We start from the raw sequence: 19,177 nt of genomic DNA on the forward strand, positions 1-19,177 counted from the left end.
CCGCCCACGCCCCGCACCTCCGCACACGCCGCGGCCCGGCGGTCGGTGAAGACCGCCGGGCCGGCGTGGTGGCAGGTCTCGGACCTGGGTCAGCGGTAGTTCACGAACTGGATCGCGAAGTCCAGGTCCTTGCCCTTGAGCAGCGCCTGGACCTCCTGCAGGTCGTCACGGCTCTTGGAGCTGACGCGCAGCTCCTCGCCCTGGACCTGGGCCTTGACGCCCTTGGGACCCTCGTCCCGGATGATCTTCGCGACCTTCTTGGCGTTCTCCTGGGAGATGCCTTCCTCGATCGTGGCGAAGATCTTGTACTCCTTGCCGGACAGCTGGGGCTCGCCGGCGTCCAGCGCCTTGAGCGAGATCCCGCGCTTGACCAGCTTGGTCTCGAAGACGTCGAGGACGGCCTTCACGCGCTCCTCGGAGTTCGCCTCCATGAGGATCTTCTCGCCGGACCAGGCGATCGTGGCGCCGGTGCCCTTGAAGTCGTAGCGCTGCGAGAGCTCCTTGGCGGCCTGGTTGAGGGCGTTGTCGACCTCCTGCCGCTCGACCTTCGAGACGATGTCGAAACTGGAGTCGGCCATGTGCTGTGGCTCCTTGAAGTCGGTTGTGATCGCCCCGGAGGGCGCGGCCGGACATCCCCGGCCCGCTCCGCAAAGCCTAGCCACCGCGCCCACCCGCAACGCTGATCAATCCGGTGGCGAAGCACCCCCGGTCATCAGGTATCGTTTACGTCGTTGCCAGGGAGCGCCGCCGCAAGGCGGAAAAAATGGCAGCAAATCTTGGCGGTGTGCCCGAGTGGCCAAAGGGAGCAGACTGTAAATCTGCCGGCTCAGCCTACCCAGGTTCGAACCCTGGCGCCGCCACGCGAAAGAAGCCCCTCTGATCTGCGGAAACGCAGGTCAGAGGGGCTTCCTCGTTAACGCCGGGACCGCGGTGCTAAGGCCGCGCCGGCCTCAGCACCGTGGTGGGGGCCTCAGGAGCAGCCCGCGACCGTGCCGGCGCAGTTCGCGGGCAGGTTCTTGATGATCTTGCTCTCCTTGAGGGTCACGACCGCGCCGGCCTGGTTGTTGATGCCGCCGCCGACGTTGGCGGCGCGGTTCTCCGCCACCGTCGTGCGCTCCAGGGTCAGCTGCGTGTCGCCTCCGGCTTCCTCGGCGTTGTTGATGCCGCCGCCGTCGTGCCCGGCCGAGTTCGCCTCGACCTTGGTCTTCTTCAGTGTCGCGGTGCCGGCGTTGTTGACGCCGCCGCCGTCGTTGCCCGCCCTGTTGGCGGCGAGGGTGGACTGCTGGATCTCCAGGGTCCCGCCCGCGACGTTGTTGACGGCGCCGCCGTTGAGGCCGGCCCAGTTCTCGATGAGCTTGCTGTGCTTGATCTTCGCGGTGCCCAGGTTGTTGATGGCGCCGCCGTTGCCGTCACGCGCCTCGTTGTTCGTGATGAGGCTGTGCTCGACGGTCAGCGTGCCCTCGTTCTGGATGCCGCCGCCGTTCTCGTCCGCCGTGTTGCCGGCGACGGTGGTCTTGCGGAGCGTGAGGGTGCCGGTCGCGCTGTTGCTGAGGCCGCCGCCGTCCCCGGGGTCGTCCGTGGGGGACGTGGCCACGTTGGTCAGGATCTCGGTGTCGACGAGGGTGACGTCGCCGCCCTCGTTGGAGATGCCGCCGCCGGTCCCGCCGGCCTGGTTGCCGGCGACCTGGCTGTCCTCCAGGCGCAGGGTGCCCGCGTTGGCGATGCCGGCGCCGTTCCCGTCGGTACGACCACCTGTCACGGTGACGCCCTTGAGGGTGAGGGTGCCGCCCTCTTCGACCGAGAGGAGGCGGAAGAGGGGGCTGCCGCCGGTCACCGAGCGGATCAGGGTCGAGTTGTGGCCGACGATCGCGACGTTCCCGGTGACGGGCGGCAGGGCAATGCCCGAATCGTCGCCGAAGTCGTCCACGAAGCGGTACGCACAGTCCTTGGCCAGGTTGATCGTGCCGCCCGCGGCATTCGTATTCGCCTGCTCGACGGCGGTGATGAGCGCGGCGACATCGCCACAGGCGACGCTCACCTTGTTCGGCGCCTGCGCCATGGCCGGCGAGGCCGCCATGCACATGCCCACGCTTGCCGCCACGGCACATCCAGCGAGTACGAGACGATTCTTCATCGATGCGCTTCCTCTCGGTTACAAGCCGGGCAGCTCTCCGCTCCTCTCCCTGCACGTGGAGAGGAGGAGGAACCTGATCATGGAGCCCGGCAAGACGGTACGAGTGGTATCGCTCGCGGCGGTGCATCTCCCGCACCCTGGATCGGACGCTCTGAGATTGCATTCGAATGGCGGTCGCCCGTTCGCTCCGGCCCTGCGCACCACGGCCCCGCCCGGCGTCAATTCCGCGGCGGCGGCACCGCGGACCGCGACCCCGGCACGCCGAGCACCAGGGCGGCAGCGGATGGTGCTCCCCGGGCCGCCCAAACGGTTCGAAGAAGCCCGTCGCGCCCGAAGACCAGGGCGGAGCCGGCTTCAGAGAGTCCACCGTCGGCCCATCGGCCGCATCGTCGCGGGCTCCGGTTCGTTCACCCGGAGTGAAGTGGACATCTGATACACGGGGGAAGGTGGGCGGCGGGGTGCTCGTCGCCCTGCTCGGCGCGGGGATTCCGGCTCTGATGGGAGCGGCCCTGCACACGGACGTGGGGGAGCCGTACCAGGAGACCCGGCTGTACTTCGGCACCGAACGCCCCGACGGCCGAGGCCCCGTCGAGGAGCGGGAGTTCATGCGGTTCCTGGACGCGGAGATCACCCCCTCCTTCCCCGAGGGACTGACCCTCCACGACGGGTACGGCCAGTGGCGGGGCAAGGACGGCAAGACCGTCCGCGAGACCTCGTACGAAGTGGTGCTCCTGTACCCGGAGAAGGAGGCCGACGAGCGCAGCACGCGCATCGAGCGGATCCGGCAGGCCTACGAGGACCGGTACCAGCAGGATTCGGTCGGGCGGTCCGACGACAAGGTCAACGCCGGGTTCTGAGCCACCGCCCGAACCACCGCCCGAACCACCCGTCCGAGCCCCCGCCCGGGTGGCCGTCGCTGTGGCCGTCGCTGTGGCCGTCGCTGTGGCCGTCGCGACGGCCGTCAGTTGCCCGCCACGTCCTTGACGGCCACCTGCACCGGGGTCGAACCGGAGATCAGCTCCAGCGTCAGGCCCGCCGTCGCCGGGGTCTCGACCAGCTCGGCCAGCACCGCCGCCACGTCGTCGCGCGGAACGGCCCCACGGCCCGTCTGCGCCTCCAGACGGACCAGACCCGTCCCGGCGTCGTCGACCAGCGAGCCGGGGCGCAGGACGGTCCACTCCAGGCCCAGACGGGTGCGTACGTGGTCGTCGGCCTCGCCCTTGGCCCGCAGATAGGCGTCGAAGACCTCGTCGCCCCCGTGGTGCGCGTCCGCACCCATCGAAGAGACCATCAGGAAGCGCCGCACGCGGGCCCGTTCGGCCGCATCGGAGAACAGCACCGCCGCGCCCCGGTCCACGGTGTCCTTCCGCTCGATACCGCTGCCGGGGCCCGCGCCCGCCGCGAACACCGCCACGTCCGCGCCCTGCAGGATCCCGGCCACGTGTTCAACCGACGCCGACTCCAGGTCGCAGAGCACCGGCTCGGCGCCCGCCTCCCTGAGGTCGTCGCCCTGTGCCGGATCGCGGATGATGCCCGCGACCTCGTACCCGCGCGCGGCGAGCAGGCGCTCCAGCCGCAGCGCGATCTGACCGTGTCCACCCGCGATGACGATGCGCATGCCCCGACCGTACGACGAGCCGGGCGCCCACGCCCGCGAACGCACGGCGAACTTCAGGGACCGGGCTCCGTACGGCCCTGCCGGGGCAGGTCGAGCGCCACCGCGACCGCGGAGTCGCAGTACTCCCGTACGGCACTCGTACGGGCTACCACCCGCCCGCGGTGGATCACGATCCTGCTGTACGCGAGGGACAGCACGCCCGCGATCCGGTCCCCGCGCACGGCGAGCAGCTCCGCCGGGAAACCGGCCTCCACCCGCACCTCCGGCAGGCCCATGGCCTCGCGGGCGCAGGCGCTGACCGAGTCGTAGGCCTCGCCCGCCCGGAGCCCGCCCTGGGAGGCAAGCAGGTACGCGGCCTCCAGCGGGTCGCCGCGGCCGACCGGGTTCCCGGCGTCCCGCAGTGCCCCGCTGCCGGCCGCGACCCGTACGCCGGCGGCCCGCAGCAGGCGTACGGGCGCGGTGCGCAGGCCGCGGCGCTCCAGGGCCGCACAGTCGCCCTGGGGCAGGCAGGTCACCCGTACGCCGGCCGCCGCCAGCTGGTCGGCGGAGCGGGCCGCCGCGTCCAGGGGGAGCCGGGACAGACCGCCGCAGGGGCCGATGGTCACCCCGGGGCGCAGCCCGCCGGCCATCGCCACGAGCCGGGAGAGGCGGCCGGGATCGTCACCGTCCGTGTGCAGATCCACAGGGCAGCCGTGCTCGTCGGCGAGTTCCAGGACGGCTTCGAGGAAGCCCGTCGGGTCCGGGTCCAGGTCCGGGCAGCCGCCGATCACGGAGGCGCCCATCTTGACCGCGTCCCGGAGCATGGCGAGCCCGTCCGCGCCGGCCACCCCGGTCAGCAGCCGGGGGACGGCCACGGCGGTGAGGTCGGTGAGCCCGCGCAGGGAGCGCCGGGCCTGGAGCACGGCCTCCATCGGGCCGAGTCCGTGCACGTCGCCGATCCGGACGTGGGAGCGCACGGCGGTGGCGCCGTGGCCGAGTTGGAGCAGGGCCGCCTCGGTGGCCCGGCGCTGGACCTCGTCGGGGGTGTAGGAGACGGGCCCCTCGCCGTCGGCGGTCAGCGCGGTGTCCCCGTGGGCGTGCGGCTCGGCGGGGGCGGGGAGCAGCAGGTAGCCGCCCAGGTCGACCCGGGAGAGCGCGGGGGAGGGGAGGCTGCCCGCGGTGCCGACGGCCTGGATCCGGCCGCCGCTGAGGCGGACGTCGACGGTCCGGCCGTCGGTGAGGCGCGCCCCGGCGAGCAGCAGGCTGGTGGCCTCGGCTGCGGCCGCGTTGCCGTTGCCACTACGGGGCGGCTGGAACGGCTGCTGCGGCTGGCTGTCGGACATCGCGCTCCTGCGGTGGCTCGGGCGGTTCCTGGGCCCTGGCCGCGGCCTACGGCCCAAGATCACGCAGCGTGCTCAGAGCCTAGGGCGCGGCGCACCCCGCTTCAGGGAAGAGCGCAATAGTCGTACCGGTGTGGTGCCCGTACGCCGGGTGTGGTGCCCGTACGCCCGTACGCCGCGGTGTGGTGCCGGTACGCCGCGGCGCCCGCGCGTGCGCCCTGTAAGCCCGAGCGGCTCCGACTGACTCCGACCGGCTCCGACGACTCCGACCGGCGCCCCGCGTGGGTGTGAGCCCGCACACATTTCGGCCGGGAAGTGGGGTGGAAGTGGTTGGCAGGTTGATCGAGAAGGGCATCGGAACCCCCTCGGAGTCCCGTCGGAACCCCCTCGGAGCCCGGTCCCCGCAAAGGATTTGGGCGATCGGCAGGCAACCGTGTAATGTCTTCATCGCTCGCCCCAATAGCTCAGTCGGTAGAGCGTCTCCATGGTAAGGAGAAGGTCTGCGGTTCGATTCCGCATTGGGGCTCTGGTGAGAGAGGTTCCCCACCCTCGGGTGGGGAGCTGATCACATCAAAGCGGCGTAGCTCAGTCGGTAGAGCAAGCGGCTCATAATCGCTGTGTCACCGGTTCAAGTCCGGTCGCCGCTACACACAGTAGCCGATTGCGGGGTCGGTCTCCCGGTCGGCTACTCTTGTATGCGTTCATCCGTCCCAATTTCCGTCAAGGAGCACTCACGTGGCTGCCACCGACGTCCGCCCGAAGATCACGCTGGCCTGCGTGGAGTGCAAGGAGCGGAACTACATCACCAAGAAGAACCGGCGTAACAACCCGGACCGTCTTGAGATGAAGAAGCACTGCCCGCGCTGCAACTCGCACACCGCGCACCGCGAGACCCGCTGACCCCAGCGAAGTCTCGATAACAGGCACCGTCATGAGGTCGTCCCCTTCATTGGGGGGCGGCCTTGTGTCGTTTCCGTGCCCAGCCTGTCTTTGGCTTCTTTCTTCTTGCTCTTGTTCTTGTCCTTGCGTCCTGTCCTTGTGTCCTTGTCCTTGTGCCTTTCGTGTCCCTTCATCAGGAGGTAGTGAGCATGGCTCTCGACCAGTCCTTCGTGGGGCGGAGCTACCCGCCCACCGATCCGTACGAGGTCGGCCGGGAGAAGATCCGCGAATTCGCGGTTGCGGTGGGTGACGCCAATCCCGTCTACACCGACCCCGAAGCCGCCAAGTCGTACGGCTACTCCGATGTGATCGCGCCCCCGACCTTTGTGTTCGCCATCACCTTCAAGGCGGCCGGCCAGGTCATCGAGGACCCGCAACTGGGTCTGGACTACAGCCGCGTCGTGCACGGCGACCAGAAGTTCGCCTACTCCCGCCCGGTGCGCGCGGGTGACCGGCTCTCGGTGACCTCCACCATCGAGTCCGTGAAGTCGATGGCGGGCAACGACATCATCGACATCCGCGGCGAGGTCCACGACGAGACCGGCGAGCACGTGGTGACGGCGTGGACGAAGCTCGTCTCCCGCGCCCCCGAGGAGGCCTGACATGGCAGCGCAGATCCAGTACGCCGACGTCGAGGTCGGCACCGAGCTGCCGGCGGCGTCCTTCCCCGTGACGCGCGCCACGCTCGTCCAGTACGCCGGCGCCTCGGGCGACTTCAACCCGATCCACTGGAACGAGAAGTTCGCCAAGGAGGTCGGGCTGCCGGACGTGATCGCGCACGGCATGTTCACCATGGCCGAGGCGATCCGCGTCGTCACCGACTGGGTCGGCGACCCGGGTGCGGTCGTCGAATACGGCGTGCGCTTCACCAAGCCCGTCGTGGTCCCGAACGACGACCGCGGCGGGCTGATCGAGGTCACCGCCAAGGTCGCCGTGAAGCTGGGCGACAACCGCGTCCGGGTCGACGTGACGGCCATGAGCGCGGGCCAGAAGGTCCTGGGCATGTCCCGCGCGGTGGTCGAACTCGCCTGAGGTGGGTCTCGCCTGAGGTGGGTGGGGGAGGAAGGCTCTGGTGGGGGTGCCCCGGTGGCTCGCCCCCGGTGGCTCGCCCCCGGTGGGGTCTGGTGCTCGGTCGCCTCTGGTGGGGCCTCGGTGGGGCCTCGGCTGGGGGCGGGTTTCCCGTCGGTCTCATCGTCTTCCGTGGCGGGACGGTCCCTCAAGGGCGCTCCTTCGTCGCGTCGCTGCGCGATGGCCTGCGGCCACCCTTGACCGACCGTCCCGCCACGGAAAATCGAAGACAGGCGGGAAACCCCCGAAAGAACGGGCCGGGGGATCACAGCAGGGACGGCCGTGTCGGCGACCTCCAGGCTGGTCGGGGGGCGCGTTCACTTTCCTACGTGCCTCGCACGTCTCAGCGGCTGCGGCCCGTCTGTGGTGGCTGGGCATGAGCCGTCCTGGTGGGTGCGTGGTTCGCGCGTCTTGGCGGCTGCGGCCCGTCTGTGGTGGCTGGACATCGGCCGTCGCTGGTCGGTGCGTCGCTCGCACGGTGCGGCGGCCGCGGCCCGTCTGCTGCTGCGTACCAACCGCCACTGATCGGTGCTTCGCTCGCATGGCTGGCGGCTGCGGCCCGTCTGTGGTGGCTGGGCATGAGCCGTCGCTGGTTGGGTGCGTCGCGCGCATGGCTTGGCGGCGGCCCGTCTGGGGTCGGGCGTGAGGCCGCCGATCGGTGCGCGCTCCTGTATGAGGGTGGCCGTGGTCGACGGCCTCGCCGGATCTTGCGCCTTGCCGCGCGGCCCCTCGCCCTCTCGTCCCGGAGCGCGGCTGTGGGCCCCTTGACGAAGTTAGTGATTGAGTACTAACTTTGAAGCATGGCAAGGATGAGTGCAGATGAGCGGCGGGAGAGCGTGATTCGTGCGGCGATGCACGAGTTCGCTCGCGGTGGTTACTACGGGACCTCCACCGAGGCGATCGCCAAGCGGGTGGGCGTTTCGCAGCCGTATCTCTTCCGGCTCTTCCCCAACAAGCAGGCGATCTTCCTGGCCGCCTCCGCGCGCTGTCTGAAGGAGTCGCGGGACGTCTTCGCCGCCGCCTCCGAAGGGCTGCACGGCGAAGAGGCGCTGCGCGCGATGGCCAACGCGTACACCCGGCTGATCGCGGAAGACCCGGACAAGCTCCAGATGCAGCTGCAGGTCTACGTCACCGTGGCCGCCGCCGAAGCGGCCGGCGACCACGAGTTCGGCGAGATCGTCCGCGCCGGCTGGATGGAGCTCTGGGACACCGCCCATCTGGCGCTCGGCGCCGATCCGAACGAGACCACGACCTTCATGGCGTACGGAATGCTGATCAACACCCTCGCCGCCATGGGGTTCCCGCCCGAGCATCGGGTCTGGGAGGGCCTCTACCCGTCGGCCCGCGCCACGGGCCGCCTGGAGGCGTGATGCCGGGCGCGCCCTGCCGCGCGCGTCTTCTTGTCCGCAAAAGTTAGTCAGTAATAACTAACTTCCCGAGGGGGAATCGTGAACACGCAGGACACGGACACCAAGCTCCGGGGGCCCGCCGTCTGGGCCCTCGTCCTCACCGGCGTGGCCAGCTTCATGGCCGCACTCGACAACCTGGTCGTCACCACCGCCCTCCCCGCCATCCGCGAGGACCTCGGCGGCCGGCTGGAGGACCTGGAGTGGACGGTGAACGCGTACACGCTCACCTTCGCCGTCCTCCTGATGTTCGGCGCCGCCCTCGGCGACCGCTTCGGCCGCCGCCGGCTCTTCATCGCCGGCCTCGCGATATTCACCGGCGCCTCCGCCGCGGCCGCCCTCTCGCCCGGCATCGACGCGCTGATCGCCGCCCGCGCCGTGCAGGGTGTCGGCGCCGCGATCATGATGCCGCTCACCCTCACCCTGCTCACCGCCGCCGTCCCGGCCGCCCGCCGCGGCATGGCCCTCGGCATCTACGGCGCCGTCACCGGCCTCGCCGTCGCCAGTGGCCCCCTCATCGGCGGCAGCCTCACCGAGCACATCTCCTGGCAGTGGATCTTCTGGCTGAACGTCCCGATCGGCCTGGCGCTGATACCGCTCGCCCGTCTGCGGCTCGCCGAGTCCACCGCCCCGGGCGCCCGTCTCGACATCCCCGGCACCCTGCTCATCAGCGGCGGCCTCTTCGGCATCGTCTACGCCCTGGTCAACGCCAACTCCGAGGGCTGGAGCAGCGCCCCGGTCCTCACCGGCCTGATCGCCGGAGCCGCCCTTGTCGGGGGCTTCATCCACCACGGCTTCACCCACGCCAACCCCATGCTTCCCATGCGGCTCTTCCAGAACCGCGGCTTCCTCGGGATCAACATCGCCAGCCTGCTGATGTTCCTGGGCATGTTCGGCTCGATCTTCCTGCTCAGCCAGTTCCTCCAAGGCGTCGCCGGCTACTCGCCCACCGAGGCGGGACTGCGCATGCTCCCCTGGACCGGAATGCCGATGATCGTCGCGCCGCTGGCCGGGATCCTCTCCGACCGCATCGGCGGCCGTCCCGTCGTCGCCGCCGGCCTGGCGTTCCAGGCCCTCGGCCTCGGCTGGTTCGCGGCGGTCCTCAGCACGGACGTCTCCTACGCCGCCCAGCTGCCGCCGCTGATCCTCAGCGGGATCGGCATGGCCCTCTACTTCGCCCCCGCCGCCAACGTCCTGATGTCCACCGTGGTCCCCGCCGACCAGGGCAAGGCCTCCGGCACCAACACCGCCCTGCGCGAGGTCGGCGGAGCCCTCGGCGTCGCCGTCCTGGCCTCGGTCTTCTCCGCCCAGGGCGGCTACGAATCCCCGCAGGCCTTCACCGACGGCACCATCCCGGCCCTGTGGATCGGCGCCGTCGCCGTCGCCGTGGCCGCCGCCTTCGCCCTGCTCCTGCCGCGCCGGGCGAAGTCCTCCCCGGTCCCCGCCGTCGAGGCGGTCGCAGCGCCTGAGAAGGTGCCCGCCGCAGGCTGACCCGGGACCCCGCTCGCCGGCCGGGGCCCGACCCCGCTCGCCGGCCCGACCCCGCTCGCCGGCCCGGGCCCGCTCGGGAGGCGGCCGGGAGAACCGCAGCACCGCCCGCGCACGAAGATCCGTACGACTCATCGTGAAGGAGCGCCCGCCGCCATGCCCGACATCCCCTGGTCCACGCCCACCCAGGCCGCCCCCGACGCCGAGGTCTACGTCATGGCCTCCCGCTTCGAGACCACCACCCTCGCCGGGGCCGTCAAGTTCCTCCTCAAGACCCCCGGCATCGTCCTGCAGATCCGCAAGGCTTCCGGCGCCCACGGGGTCGCCCTGCGGGCCCGGGTCCTCCGGCGCACCTTCCTGACCCTCTCCGCGTGGGAGGACCGTGACGCGCTCTACCGGTTCGCGCGGAGCGAGCCGCACCGGTCCAGTTCCCGCGCAGCCGCCGCGTCCATGAAGGAATCCGCCTTCACCTTCTGGACCGTGCGCCCCTCCGAGCTGCCCATCGGCTGGGAGGAGGCCGAGCGCCGCCTGGCCGAACAGAAGGCCGCCTCGTGAGTCACGGTCCGTGGCCCCGCAGGGATGCGAGGGGCACGGACCGTACTCTTGTCCACGTGCAGGAACTCCACGATGCCCCCCTCGCCCCGCTGACCACCTTCCGTCTCGGTGGCCCCGCTGCCCGCCTGGTCACCGCGACCACCGACGCCGAGGTCGTCGCCGCCGTGCGCGCCGCGGACGAGAGCGGCACACCGCTCCTGGTCATCGGCGGCGGCAGCAACCTGGTCATCGGCGACCAGGGCTTCGACGGCACCGCCCTGCGCATCGCCACCACCGGCTTCGACCTGGACGGCACCACCCTGGAGCTCGCGGCCGGCGAGAACTGGAGCGACGCCGTCGCCCGCACCGTCGAGGCCGGCCTTGCCGGTATCGAGTGCCTCGCCGGAATCCCCGGCTCGGCCGGCGCCACGCCCATCCAGAACGTCGGCGCCTACGGCCAGGAGGTCTGCGACACGATCACCGAGGTCGTCGCCTACGACCGCACCAGCGGCGAGACGGTCACGCTGACCGCCGCCGAGTGCGCCTTCCGGTACCGCAACAGCACCTTCAAGGACCAGCCCGAGCGCTACGTCGTCCTGCGCGTCCGCTTCGCCCTGGAGGACGCCGGCGGCCTCTCCGTGCCGATCAAGTACCCCGAGACCGCCCGCGCCCTCGGCGTCGAGGCCGGCGACCGGGTCCCGGCCGCCACCGCGCGCGAGACCGTGCTGCGCCTGCGCGCCGGGAAGGGCATGGTCCTCGACCCCGCCGACCACGACACCTGGTCGGCCGGCTCCTTCTTCCACAACCCGATCCTGACGGACGAGGCCTACGCCGCCTTCCTCGCCCGCGCCCAGGACCGCCTCGGCCCCGGGACCGCCCCGCCCGCCTACCCCGCCGGCGAGGGCCGTACGAAGACCAGCGCGGCCTGGCTGATCGACAAGGCCGGCTTCACCAAGGGCTACGGCACCGGCCCCGCGCGCATCTCCACCAAGCACACCCTCGCCCTCACCAACCGCGGCGAGGCCACCACCGAGGACCTCCTCGCCCTGGCCCGCGAGGTCGTCGCGGGCGTCCACGCGGCCTTCGGCGTCACCCTCGTCAATGAGCCGGTGACGGTCGGCGTCAGCATCTGAGGAGTCCCGGCCGCCCATGCTCTGTCCCCTGCACGGGGCCGGTACGGACCCCACCCGCCTCGTGGGCCGCACGCTCAGCAGAGTCGTCGCGTCCTGGCACATCAGCGAGGGCGAACGCTCCGAGGCGCCCCTCGACGTCTGGCTGATCGACAGCGTCGGCGACTCGATCCGCATCACCACCGGGTCCGACCAGTGCCTCATCGTCGAGTCCGCGGCGCCGCACGAGCCCTACGACATGGGGGAGTGGGGCCGCATCGAGGTCGGCGAGGACCTCGGCGACCACCCCTTCCTGCGCCACCTCGGCGAGACCGTCGCCTCGGTCGCCGAGTTCGCGCTCCCCGAGCAGGGCCGCACCCACCTGGAGATCGGCTTCCAGGACGGGCGCCGGGTGCGCGCCGACTGCTACGAGGGGGACCTGCGGCTCACCCGGTGAGCCAGTGGTCGATCCCGGCCAGCAGCTTCTCCTGTACGTCGGCGGGCGCGGCCGAACCGCGGACGGACTGGCGGGCCAGCTCGGCGAGCTCCGGGTCCGTGAAGCCGTGGTGGCGGCGGGCGATCTCGTACTGGGCGGCGAGCCGGGACCCGAAGAGCAGCGGGTCGTCCGCGCCCAGCGCCATCGGCACCCCGGCCTCGAAGAGGGTGCGCAGCGGGACGTCCTCGGGCCGCTCGTACACCCCGAGGGCGACGTTGGAGGCCGGGCAGACCTCGCAGGTGATCTGCCGGTCGGCGAGCCGCTTCAGCAGCCGGGGGTCCTCCGCCGCCCGTACGCCGTGCCCGATGCGGGCGGCGTGCAGGTCGTCGAGGCAGTCGCGGACCGAGGACGGGCCGGTGAGCTCGCCGCCGTGCGGGGCGGCGAGGAGGCCGCCCTCGCGGGCGATGGCGAAGGCCCGGTCGAAGTCGCGGGCCATGCCGCGGCGCTCGTCGTTGGAGAGCCCGAAGCCGACGACCCCGCGGTCGGCGTAGCGGACGGCGAGACGGGCCAGGGTGCGGGCGTCGAGGGGGTGCTTCATGCGGTTGGCGGCGATGAGGACCCGCATGCCGAGGCCGGTCTCGCGGGAGGCCGCGTCGACGGCGTCGAGGATGATCTCGACGGCCGGGATCATCCCGCCGAGCAGGGGGGCGTAGGAGGTGGGATCCACCTGGATCTCCAGCCAGCCGCTGCCGTCCCGTACGTCCTCCTCCGCGGCCTCGCGGACGAGGCGGCGGATGTCGTCGGGCTCGCGGAGGCAGGAGCGGGCGGCGTCGTAGAGCCGCTGGAACCGGAACCAGCCGCGCTCGTCGGTGGCGCGGAGCTTCGGGGGCTCGCCGGCGGTGAGGGCGTCCGGGAGGCGCACGCCGTACTTGTCGGCGAGCTCCAGGAGGGTCGATGGTCGCATCGAGCCCGTGAAGTGCAGGTGGAGGTGGGCTTTCGGCAGAAGCGTGAGATCGCGTGCGTGCTCCATTTGTTGATCCTGCCGTACCGCTGCGCTCGGCGGGAGGGGGTTTTACCTTTTGGGGGCTTGCCCGAACGCGAGAGCGGGGGCCGCGGGGGCTGCCGGGCGCCGGCCCCGACCCGCGCCTCAATCGCCGGCGGGCTTGAAGATTCGAGGCTCCGCCCCGGACCCCGCGCCTCAATCGCCGGCGGGGCTGGAGGGTGCGGCGGGCTTGAAGATTCGAGGCTCCGCCCCGGACCCCGCGCCTCAATCGCCGGCGGGGCTGGAGGGTGCGGCGGGGTGGAAGATCGGGGCTTCGCCCCGGACCCTGCGCCTCAATCGCCGGCGGGGTCGGAGGTGCGGCGGGGCTGGATGTGGCTGAGCGGCGCCGCCCCGGTGGGGTGGCGCCGCTCAGGTCTGGCTGCCGGCCGGCTTTAGGCCTTGGCCTCGGCCAGGAGCTTCTGGATGCGGGAGACGCCCTCCACCAGGTCCTCGTCGCCCAGGGCGTAGGACAGGCGCAGGTAGCCCGGGGTGCCGAAGGCCTCGCCGGGGACGACCGCGACCTCGACCTCGTCCAGGATCAGGGCGGCGAGCTCGACGGAGCTCTGAGGGCGCTTGCCGCGGATCTCCTTGCCGATGAGTTCCTTGACCGACGGGTACGCGTAGAACGCGCCCTCGGGCGTGGGGCAGAAGACGCCGTCGATCTCGTTGAGCATCTTCACCATCGTCTGGCGGCGGCGGTCGAAGGCCTTGCGCATCTCCGCGACCGCGTCGAGGTTGCCCGAGACGGCGGCCAGCGCGGCGACCTGGGCCACGTTGGAGACGTTGGAGGTGGCGTGCGACTGCAGGTTGGTCGCCGCCTTGATGACGTCCTGCGGGGCGATGACCCAGCCCACGCGCCAGCCGGTCATCGCGTAGGTCTTGGCGACGCCGTTGACGATGATGCACTTGTCGCGCAGGGCCGGGACCAGGACGGGCAGCGAGGTGAACTTCGCGTCGCCGTAGACGAGGTGCTCGTAGATCTCGTCGGTCAGGACCCACAGGCCCTTCTCGGCGGCCCACTCGCCGATCGCGCGGGCGTCGGCCTCGCTGTAGACCGAGCCCGTCGGGTTGGACGGGGAGACGAAGAGGACGACCTTGGTGCGCTCGGTGCGCGCGGCCTCCAGCTGCTCGACGGAGACCCGGTAGCCGGTGGTCTCGTCGGCGACGACCTCGACCGGGACACCGCCGGCGAGACGGATGGACTCCGGGTAGGTCGTCCAGTACGGAGCCGGGACGATGACCTCGTCACCCGGGTCCAGGATGGCCGCGAAGGCCTCGTAGATCGCCTGCTTGCCGCCGTTGGTCACCAGGACCTGCGACGCGTCGACCTCGTAGCCGGAGTCGCGGAGGGTCTTGGCGGCGATCGCGGCCTTCAGCTCGGGCAGGCCGCCGGCCGGCGTGTAGCGGTGGTACTTGGGGTTGCGGCAGGCCTCGACCGCGGCCTCGACGATGTAGTCCGGGGTCGGGAAGTCGGGCTCGCCGGCGCCGAAGCCGATCACCGGGCGCCCGGCGGCCTTGAGGGCCTTGGCCTTGGCGTCGACGGCGAGGGTGGCGGACTCGGAAATGGCGCCGATACGGGCGGACACCCGGCGCTCGGAGGAAGGCGTTGCAGAGGTCATGCGAGCAATCGTCCCAGACGGCAAAGAAGCGCCGCACAACGTTTCAGTCATCGGACCGGAACCGCACCGTAGAGGGGACGGACACCCTCCGCCTGACGACCGGAGCATGTCAGCCCGGGTTCTGTTCGACGTCAGGGCCCGGTTCACGTACACTCACCTGTCGTTGGACCTCGCCAGCCGCTGCAGAGCGTGAGCACTCCGTGCACTCGCTCGGATGCGGTAGGTTGGGGGACGCAAAGGGTCGTAGCTCAATTGGTAGAGCACTGGTCTCCAAAACCAGCGGTTGGGGGTTCGAGTCCCTCCGGCCCTGCTCCACACTCCTTCTCGGATGTGTGTGCGCAGGTACGTACTTAGATGCAACGCCGTGCGGCGCAACCGGGCGCGGTACGGCCACGACCCGGATTCAGGTGAGAGACGTGACGGACGCCCTGGGCTCCATCGACATGCCTGACGCCGAGGACGAGACGCGCGAGAAGAAGGCCCGCAAGGGCGGCAAGCGCGGCAAGAAGGGTCCTCTGGGCCGGCTCGCGCTTTTCTACCGCCAGATCGTCGCGGAACTCCGCAAGGTTGTCTGGCCCACTCGCAATCAGCTCACGACGTACACCACCGTGGTGATTGTCTTCGTCGTCATCATGATCGGTCTGGTGACCGTGATTGACTATGGGTTCCAGGAAGCCATCAAGTTCGTCTTCGGCTGATCCCCGCGGAGGGCGGCGCCTTGATGGGTGCCGCCCGTTTTCGCATGTTCCACCACCTTTTGTATCCAGGAAGAAGCAGCCACCGTGTCTGACCCGAACCTGAACGCGAGCCACGACTCCGTCGAGTCCGTCGAGGACGAGCTCGACATCGTCGAGGCGGCAGACGCTGTGGACCCCGATGAGGCCGAGCACGCCGACGCCAAGGCGGGTGTCGCCGCCGAAGAGGCCGCGCTGCACGTCGAGGACGAGATCGCGGCCGACGCCGAGATCGAGGACGACGCCGAGTTCGAAGAGGCTGCCGACGACGCCGAGACGGACGTCGAGGCCGACGTCGCGGTTGAGGCCGAGGCCGACGGTGAGGAGGCCGAAGAGGCCGTCCCGGTCGAGCCCGCCGAGCCCGTCGACCCCGTCCAGGCCCTGCGCGACGAGCTCCGCCTGCTTCCCGGCGAGTGGTACGTGATCCACACCTACGCCGGCTACGAGAAGCGCGTGAAGGCCAACCTCGAGCAGCGCGCCGTCTCGCTGAACGTCGAGGAGTTCATCTACCAGGCCGAGGTGCCCGAGGAAGAGATCGTCCAGATCAAGAACGGCGAGCGCAAGAACGTCCGGCAGAACAAGCTGCCCGGTTACGTTCTCGTCCGCATGGATCTGACGAACGAGTCCTGGGGCGTCGTCCGCAACACGCCTGGCGTCACCGGCTTCGTCGGCAACGCGTACGACCCGTACCCGCTGACCCTGGACGAGATCGTCAAGATGCTCGCGCCGGAGGCCAAGGAGAAGGCCGACAAGGCCGCCGCGGAGGCCGCCGGTCTGCCGGCGCCCGCCGTCAAGCGCACCATCGAGGTCCTGGACTTCGAGGTCGGCGACTCGGTCACCGTCACCGACGGCCCGTTCGCGACGCTGCAGGCGACGATCAACGAGATCAACCCGGACTCGAAGAAGGTCAAGGGCCTCGTCGAGATCTTCGGTCGCGAGACCCCGGTCGAGCTCAGCTTCGACCAGATCCAGAAGAACTGATCTTCTGAGACCACGCTTCCGGACAGGTCAGATCGCCCCGTTGAGGGCGGTCTGACCTGCTCGGTTTTTAGCCCCGCACCGATACCCGTTATCGTGGTGCGGTATGCCTCCATCCGGATGACCGGTTGGCGGCGAAAAACTCTCACTAGGACCCGGAGAGAGCAATGCCTCCCAAGAAGAAGAAGATCACGGGGCTCATCAAGCTCCAGATCAAGGCCGGTGCGGCCAACCCGGCTCCGCCGGTCGGCCCCGCGCTCGGTCAGCACGGCGTCAACATCATGGAGTTCTGCAAGGCCTACAACGCCGCGACCGAGTCGCAGCGTGGCATGGTCGTGCCGGTGGAGATCACGGTCTACGACGACCGTTCCTTCACCTTCATCACCAAGACTCCGCCGGCCGCGCGCCTCATCCTGAAGCACGCGGGCGTGGAGAAGGGCTCCGGCGAGCCCCACAAGACCAAGGTCGCCAAGCTCACGGCCGCCCAGGTCAAGGAGATCGCCGAGCTGAAGATGCCCGACCTGAACGCCAACGACATCGACGCCGCCGTGAAGATCATTTCCGGCACCGCGCGCTCGATGGGCATCACCGTCGAAGGCTGATCCAGCCCCCTCCAGCACCACCAGTGGTAGGACCAAGCGCTGGTCCGCACCACGACTCCACGCCTGAAGAAAAAACACAGGAGCAGAAGTGAAGCGCAGCAAGACTCTCCGCGCTGCGGACGCCAAGGTCGACCGGGAGAAGCTGTACGCCCCGCTCGAGGCCGTCCGTCTCGCCAAGGAGACCTCCGCGACCAAGTTCGACAGCACCGTCGAGGTCGCCTTCCGCCTGGGTGTCGACCCGCGCAAGGCCGACCAGATGGTGCGTGGCACCGTGAACCTCCCGCACGGCACCGGCAAGACCGCCCGGGTCCTGGTCTTCGCGACCGGTGACCGTGCTGCGGCCGCGGAAGCCGCCGGCGCCGACATTGTCGGCGACGACGAGCTGATCAACGAGATCGCCAAGGGCAACCGCCTGAACGAGTTCGACGCCGTTGTGGCCACCCCGGACCTCATGGGCAAGGTCGGCCGCCTCGGCCGCGTGCTCGGTCCCCGTGGCCTCATGCCGAACCCGAAGACCGGCACCGTCACGATGGACGTCGCGAAGGCTGTCACCGAGATCAAGGGTGGCAAGATCGAGTTCCGCGTCGACAAGCACTCGAACCTGCACTTCATCATCGGCAAGGTCTCCTTCTCCGATGAGCAGCTGGTCGAGAACTACGGCGCGGCCCTGGACGAGATCCTTCGTCTGAAGCCGTCCGCCGCGAAGGGCCGCTACATCAAGAAGGCCGCCCTGAGCACCACGATGGGTCCCGGCATCCAGCTGGACTCGAACCGCACCCGGAACCTCCTCGTCGAGGAAGACCCGGCTGCTGTCTGAGCCTGACGGCTCGCCGAGTGGCTGAACGGGCCCCTCGCCCCCTTCACAGGGCGGCGAGGGGCCCGTTTCCGTGTTTCGGGCCACAGGCGGGTCGTCACGGGCCGAATCGAGGCGAGATCCCGCCGAGGGGGAACGTAGGGTCGCCTTGAATTCGACGATCGATCATGGGGGAGAACAAGATGCACCAGGCTGTCCGGACCCGGGCCGGTATCGCGATGGCGGGTACCGCACTGCTCGTGGGCGGCCTCACGGCCTGCGGCGGCGCGCAGGCCGACGCGGGCGGCGGCAAGGCCGAGGGGGGCCACGGGGGCGACGCGAAGGCGCACTCTCCCGTGGAGGCGGTGAAGGCGTCGTACCTGAAGACGGTGGCCGCCAAGTTCGCCAAGGCGGAACTGTCCACGGTCGGGCCGGACGGCAAGACCAGCGGCCAGTCGGGTACCAAGGGCTGGTACCCGGCCAGCCACGACGTGATGCTGAAGGGCGAGGAACCCGAGACCCGGTCGATCATGATGGGGGACATCGTCTACACCCGGACGGACAAGCCCGTGGCGGGCAAGCCCTGGATGAGGATGAACCTGGCCAAGGACGGGAAGCCGGGGATCCGCCTGAACGAGGACCCGGCCGAGTACCTCGCGATGCTGCTGGGCCAGGAGAAGCTCAAGCACGTCGGCGCCGAGAAGACCGACGGGATCGACGCGCACCACTACAAGGGCAGCTTCACCAACGAGGACCTGCTCAAGGCGGACGAGTCCACCAAGGTCATGGACGAGAAGAACCGCCAGTACCTGCGCGAGGCCGTGAAGCACGTCAAGACCTTCGAGGTCGACCTGTGGATCGGCAAGGACGGCTACCCCGTCCGCGTCGACAGCGCGAGCACGGACGGCAAGGGCACCTCGAAGACCACGGCGAAGTTCTCCGGATACGGGAGCGCCCCGGCCGTCCAGGCGCCGCCGGCCGACCAGGTCATCGCCTTCGAGAACGTCCTGAAGGGGGTCGACGAGTCCCTCGCGGAGACCGACCAGAAGCTGAAGGACGCCGACGACGACCTGAAGGAAGCCGACAAGACGCTGCGGGACGCCGGACTGGGCGGTCTCGGCGGCTCCTGAGACGGCGGGCCTGAGGCGATTTGCCTCGACTGGACGCCTTCACGTACTCTTCCGGAGAAGCCAAAGACCGCTGGTCGTTGCCGTGTCCGCAAGGGTACGGCGGCCGAAGGATCCGCTGAGTGCGGACGTCCTGCGCAGGTGTTCGTGGAAAAGCTCCCGGAGAGATCCGGTCGAGCTTAAGCCCCGTGCGCTTGCGCCGGGGCGTTTCGTTTTGTTCAGCCCCTTCTG

The 19,177-nt window shown here is 70.1% G+C and carries 20 protein-coding genes and 4 tRNA genes; 18 read left to right on the forward strand and 6 right to left on the reverse strand.

What is annotated here, in order from left to right; translation table 11 throughout:
* Positions 1-89 precede the first annotated feature (89 nt).
* A complete protein-coding gene (locus PV721_RS20705; protein WP_030009008.1) occupies positions 90-578 on the reverse strand; it encodes a YajQ family cyclic di-GMP-binding protein in 489 nt (162 codons plus the stop codon).
* A gap of 200 nt (positions 579-778) precedes the next feature.
* Here PV721_RS20705 and PV721_RS20710 point away from each other — a divergent pair.
* Positions 779-860, forward strand: a tRNA-Tyr gene (locus tag PV721_RS20710).
* 110 nt (positions 861-970) lie between these two features.
* On the opposite strand, the gene PV721_RS20715 is transcribed toward PV721_RS20710, so the two are convergent.
* Positions 971-2,101 carry a hypothetical protein gene (locus PV721_RS20715; protein ID WP_319726571.1) on the reverse strand — a complete coding sequence of 377 codons (1,131 nt, stop codon included), beginning with the start codon at positions 2,099-2,101 and terminating at the stop codon, positions 971-973.
* Between the two features lie 479 nt (positions 2,102-2,580).
* Between PV721_RS20715 and PV721_RS20720 the strand changes: the two genes are divergently transcribed.
* Positions 2,581-2,991, forward strand: coding sequence for a DUF3574 domain-containing protein (locus PV721_RS20720; protein WP_319726574.1), 411 nt, complete (start codon positions 2,581-2,583; stop codon positions 2,989-2,991).
* Between the two features lie 104 nt (positions 2,992-3,095).
* On the opposite strand, the gene PV721_RS20725 is transcribed toward PV721_RS20720, so the two are convergent.
* Positions 3,096-3,752, reverse strand: a complete 657-nt coding sequence (locus PV721_RS20725) for an SDR family oxidoreductase (RefSeq protein ID WP_319726577.1) — start codon at positions 3,750-3,752, stop codon at positions 3,096-3,098.
* 53 nt (positions 3,753-3,805) lie between these two features.
* Complete coding sequence (locus tag PV721_RS20730; protein WP_319726580.1) at positions 3,806-5,074, reverse strand: amidohydrolase family protein; 1,269 nt, start codon at positions 5,072-5,074, stop codon at positions 3,806-3,808.
* Positions 5,075-5,524: 450 nt separating this feature from the next.
* Here PV721_RS20730 and PV721_RS20735 point away from each other — a divergent pair.
* From PV721_RS20735 to PV721_RS20780, 10 genes are all read left to right on the forward strand, one after another.
* Positions 5,525-5,597: transfer RNA gene (locus tag PV721_RS20735), tRNA-Thr, on the forward strand.
* A gap of 48 nt (positions 5,598-5,645) precedes the next feature.
* Positions 5,646-5,718: transfer RNA gene (locus tag PV721_RS20740), tRNA-Met, on the forward strand.
* 88 nt (positions 5,719-5,806) lie between these two features.
* The gene (gene rpmG / locus PV721_RS20745) at positions 5,807-5,971 is read left to right on the forward strand and encodes a 50S ribosomal protein L33 (protein WP_003956487.1); all 165 of its coding nucleotides are present in this window, start codon (positions 5,807-5,809) and stop codon (positions 5,969-5,971) included.
* Between the two features lie 188 nt (positions 5,972-6,159).
* Positions 6,160-6,612 carry a MaoC family dehydratase N-terminal domain-containing protein gene (locus tag PV721_RS20750; protein WP_319726582.1) on the forward strand — a complete coding sequence of 151 codons (453 nt, stop codon included), beginning with the start codon at positions 6,160-6,162 and terminating at the stop codon, positions 6,610-6,612.
* A 1-nt stretch (position 6,613) separates the two neighbouring features.
* Complete coding sequence (locus PV721_RS20755) at positions 6,614-7,042, forward strand: MaoC family dehydratase (protein ID WP_319726585.1); 429 nt, start codon at positions 6,614-6,616, stop codon at positions 7,040-7,042.
* A gap of 836 nt (positions 7,043-7,878) precedes the next feature.
* Positions 7,879-8,448 carry a helix-turn-helix domain-containing protein gene (locus tag PV721_RS20760; RefSeq protein ID WP_319726588.1) on the forward strand — a complete coding sequence of 190 codons (570 nt, stop codon included), beginning with the start codon at positions 7,879-7,881 and terminating at the stop codon, positions 8,446-8,448.
* 78 nt (positions 8,449-8,526) lie between these two features.
* Positions 8,527-9,975 (forward strand): DHA2 family efflux MFS transporter permease subunit, encoded by a 1,449-nt coding sequence (locus PV721_RS20765; protein WP_319726591.1) that lies wholly within the window; start codon positions 8,527-8,529, stop codon positions 9,973-9,975.
* Positions 9,976-10,128: 153 nt separating this feature from the next.
* The gene (locus PV721_RS20770; protein ID WP_319726593.1) at positions 10,129-10,527 is read left to right on the forward strand and encodes a DUF3291 domain-containing protein; all 399 of its coding nucleotides are present in this window, start codon (positions 10,129-10,131) and stop codon (positions 10,525-10,527) included.
* A complete protein-coding gene (locus PV721_RS20775; protein WP_319726596.1) occupies positions 10,524-11,639 on the forward strand; it encodes a UDP-N-acetylmuramate dehydrogenase in 1,116 nt (371 codons plus the stop codon). The genes PV721_RS20770 and PV721_RS20775 overlap by 4 nt, the downstream gene beginning before the upstream one ends.
* Before the next feature lie 16 nt (positions 11,640-11,655).
* Entirely contained in the window at positions 11,656-12,072 is a 417-nt protein-coding gene (locus tag PV721_RS20780) for a hypothetical protein (protein ID WP_319726599.1), read from the forward strand.
* Here the strand turns inward: PV721_RS20780 and PV721_RS20785 are convergent.
* Positions 12,062-13,081: an adenosine deaminase gene (locus tag PV721_RS20785; protein ID WP_319726601.1), complete on the reverse strand. Its 1,020-nt coding sequence runs from the start codon at positions 13,079-13,081 to the stop codon at positions 12,062-12,064. The two genes, PV721_RS20780 and PV721_RS20785, sit on opposite strands and share 11 nt — an antisense overlap.
* A gap of 404 nt (positions 13,082-13,485) precedes the next feature.
* On the reverse strand, positions 13,486-14,712 hold the full coding sequence (locus tag PV721_RS20790; protein WP_319726603.1) for a pyridoxal phosphate-dependent aminotransferase: 1,227 nt from the start codon (positions 14,710-14,712) through the stop codon (positions 13,486-13,488).
* 237 nt (positions 14,713-14,949) lie between these two features.
* On the opposite strand from PV721_RS20790, the gene PV721_RS20795 reads away from it, so the two are divergent.
* From PV721_RS20795 to PV721_RS20820, 6 genes are all read left to right on the forward strand, one after another.
* A tRNA-Trp gene (locus PV721_RS20795) sits at positions 14,950-15,022 on the forward strand.
* A gap of 106 nt (positions 15,023-15,128) precedes the next feature.
* The gene (gene secE, locus PV721_RS20800) at positions 15,129-15,410 is read left to right on the forward strand and encodes a preprotein translocase subunit SecE (protein ID WP_030825982.1); all 282 of its coding nucleotides are present in this window, start codon (positions 15,129-15,131) and stop codon (positions 15,408-15,410) included.
* Positions 15,411-15,494: 84 nt separating this feature from the next.
* Entirely contained in the window at positions 15,495-16,427 is a 933-nt protein-coding gene (nusG, locus tag PV721_RS20805) for a transcription termination/antitermination protein NusG (protein WP_319726609.1), read from the forward strand.
* A gap of 164 nt (positions 16,428-16,591) precedes the next feature.
* Entirely contained in the window at positions 16,592-17,026 is a 435-nt protein-coding gene (gene rplK, locus PV721_RS20810; protein ID WP_030710298.1) for a 50S ribosomal protein L11, read from the forward strand.
* An 88-nt stretch (positions 17,027-17,114) separates the two neighbouring features.
* Positions 17,115-17,843, forward strand: coding sequence for a 50S ribosomal protein L1 (rplA, locus tag PV721_RS20815; RefSeq protein WP_030710300.1), 729 nt, complete (start codon positions 17,115-17,117; stop codon positions 17,841-17,843).
* A gap of 179 nt (positions 17,844-18,022) precedes the next feature.
* Positions 18,023-18,949: a hypothetical protein gene (locus PV721_RS20820; protein ID WP_319726616.1), complete on the forward strand. Its 927-nt coding sequence runs from the start codon at positions 18,023-18,025 to the stop codon at positions 18,947-18,949.
* Positions 18,950-19,177 lie beyond the last annotated feature (228 nt).

The organism is Streptomyces sp. MB09-01 (assembly GCF_033794505.1).
In the GTDB taxonomy this organism is placed as follows: domain Bacteria; phylum Actinomycetota; class Actinomycetes; order Streptomycetales; family Streptomycetaceae; genus Streptomyces.

Coding starts and splice junctions, on each gene's coding strand:
- PV721_RS20785 (WP_319726601.1), bottom strand. CDS start 13,081: ATGGAGCACGCACGCGATCTCACGCTTCTGCCGAAAGCCCACCTCCAC.
- PV721_RS20790 (WP_319726603.1), bottom strand. CDS start 14,712: ATGACCTCTGCAACGCCTTCCTCCGAGCGCCGGGTGTCCGCCCGTATC.
- PV721_RS20820 (WP_319726616.1), top strand. CDS start 18,023: ATGCACCAGGCTGTCCGGACCCGGGCCGGTATCGCGATGGCGGGTACC.
- PV721_RS20750 (WP_319726582.1), top strand. CDS start 6,160: ATGGCTCTCGACCAGTCCTTCGTGGGGCGGAGCTACCCGCCCACCGAT.
- PV721_RS20730 (WP_319726580.1), bottom strand. CDS start 5,074: ATGTCCGACAGCCAGCCGCAGCAGCCGTTCCAGCCGCCCCGTAGTGGC.
- PV721_RS20780 (WP_319726599.1), top strand. CDS start 11,656: ATGCTCTGTCCCCTGCACGGGGCCGGTACGGACCCCACCCGCCTCGTG.
- PV721_RS20770 (WP_319726593.1), top strand. CDS start 10,129: ATGCCCGACATCCCCTGGTCCACGCCCACCCAGGCCGCCCCCGACGCC.
- rplK (WP_030710298.1), top strand. CDS start 16,592: ATGCCTCCCAAGAAGAAGAAGATCACGGGGCTCATCAAGCTCCAGATC.
- PV721_RS20755 (WP_319726585.1), top strand. CDS start 6,614: ATGGCAGCGCAGATCCAGTACGCCGACGTCGAGGTCGGCACCGAGCTG.
- PV721_RS20725 (WP_319726577.1), bottom strand. CDS start 3,752: ATGCGCATCGTCATCGCGGGTGGACACGGTCAGATCGCGCTGCGGCTG.
- PV721_RS20705 (WP_030009008.1), bottom strand. CDS start 578: ATGGCCGACTCCAGTTTCGACATCGTCTCGAAGGTCGAGCGGCAGGAG.
- PV721_RS20760 (WP_319726588.1), top strand. CDS start 7,879: ATGGCAAGGATGAGTGCAGATGAGCGGCGGGAGAGCGTGATTCGTGCG.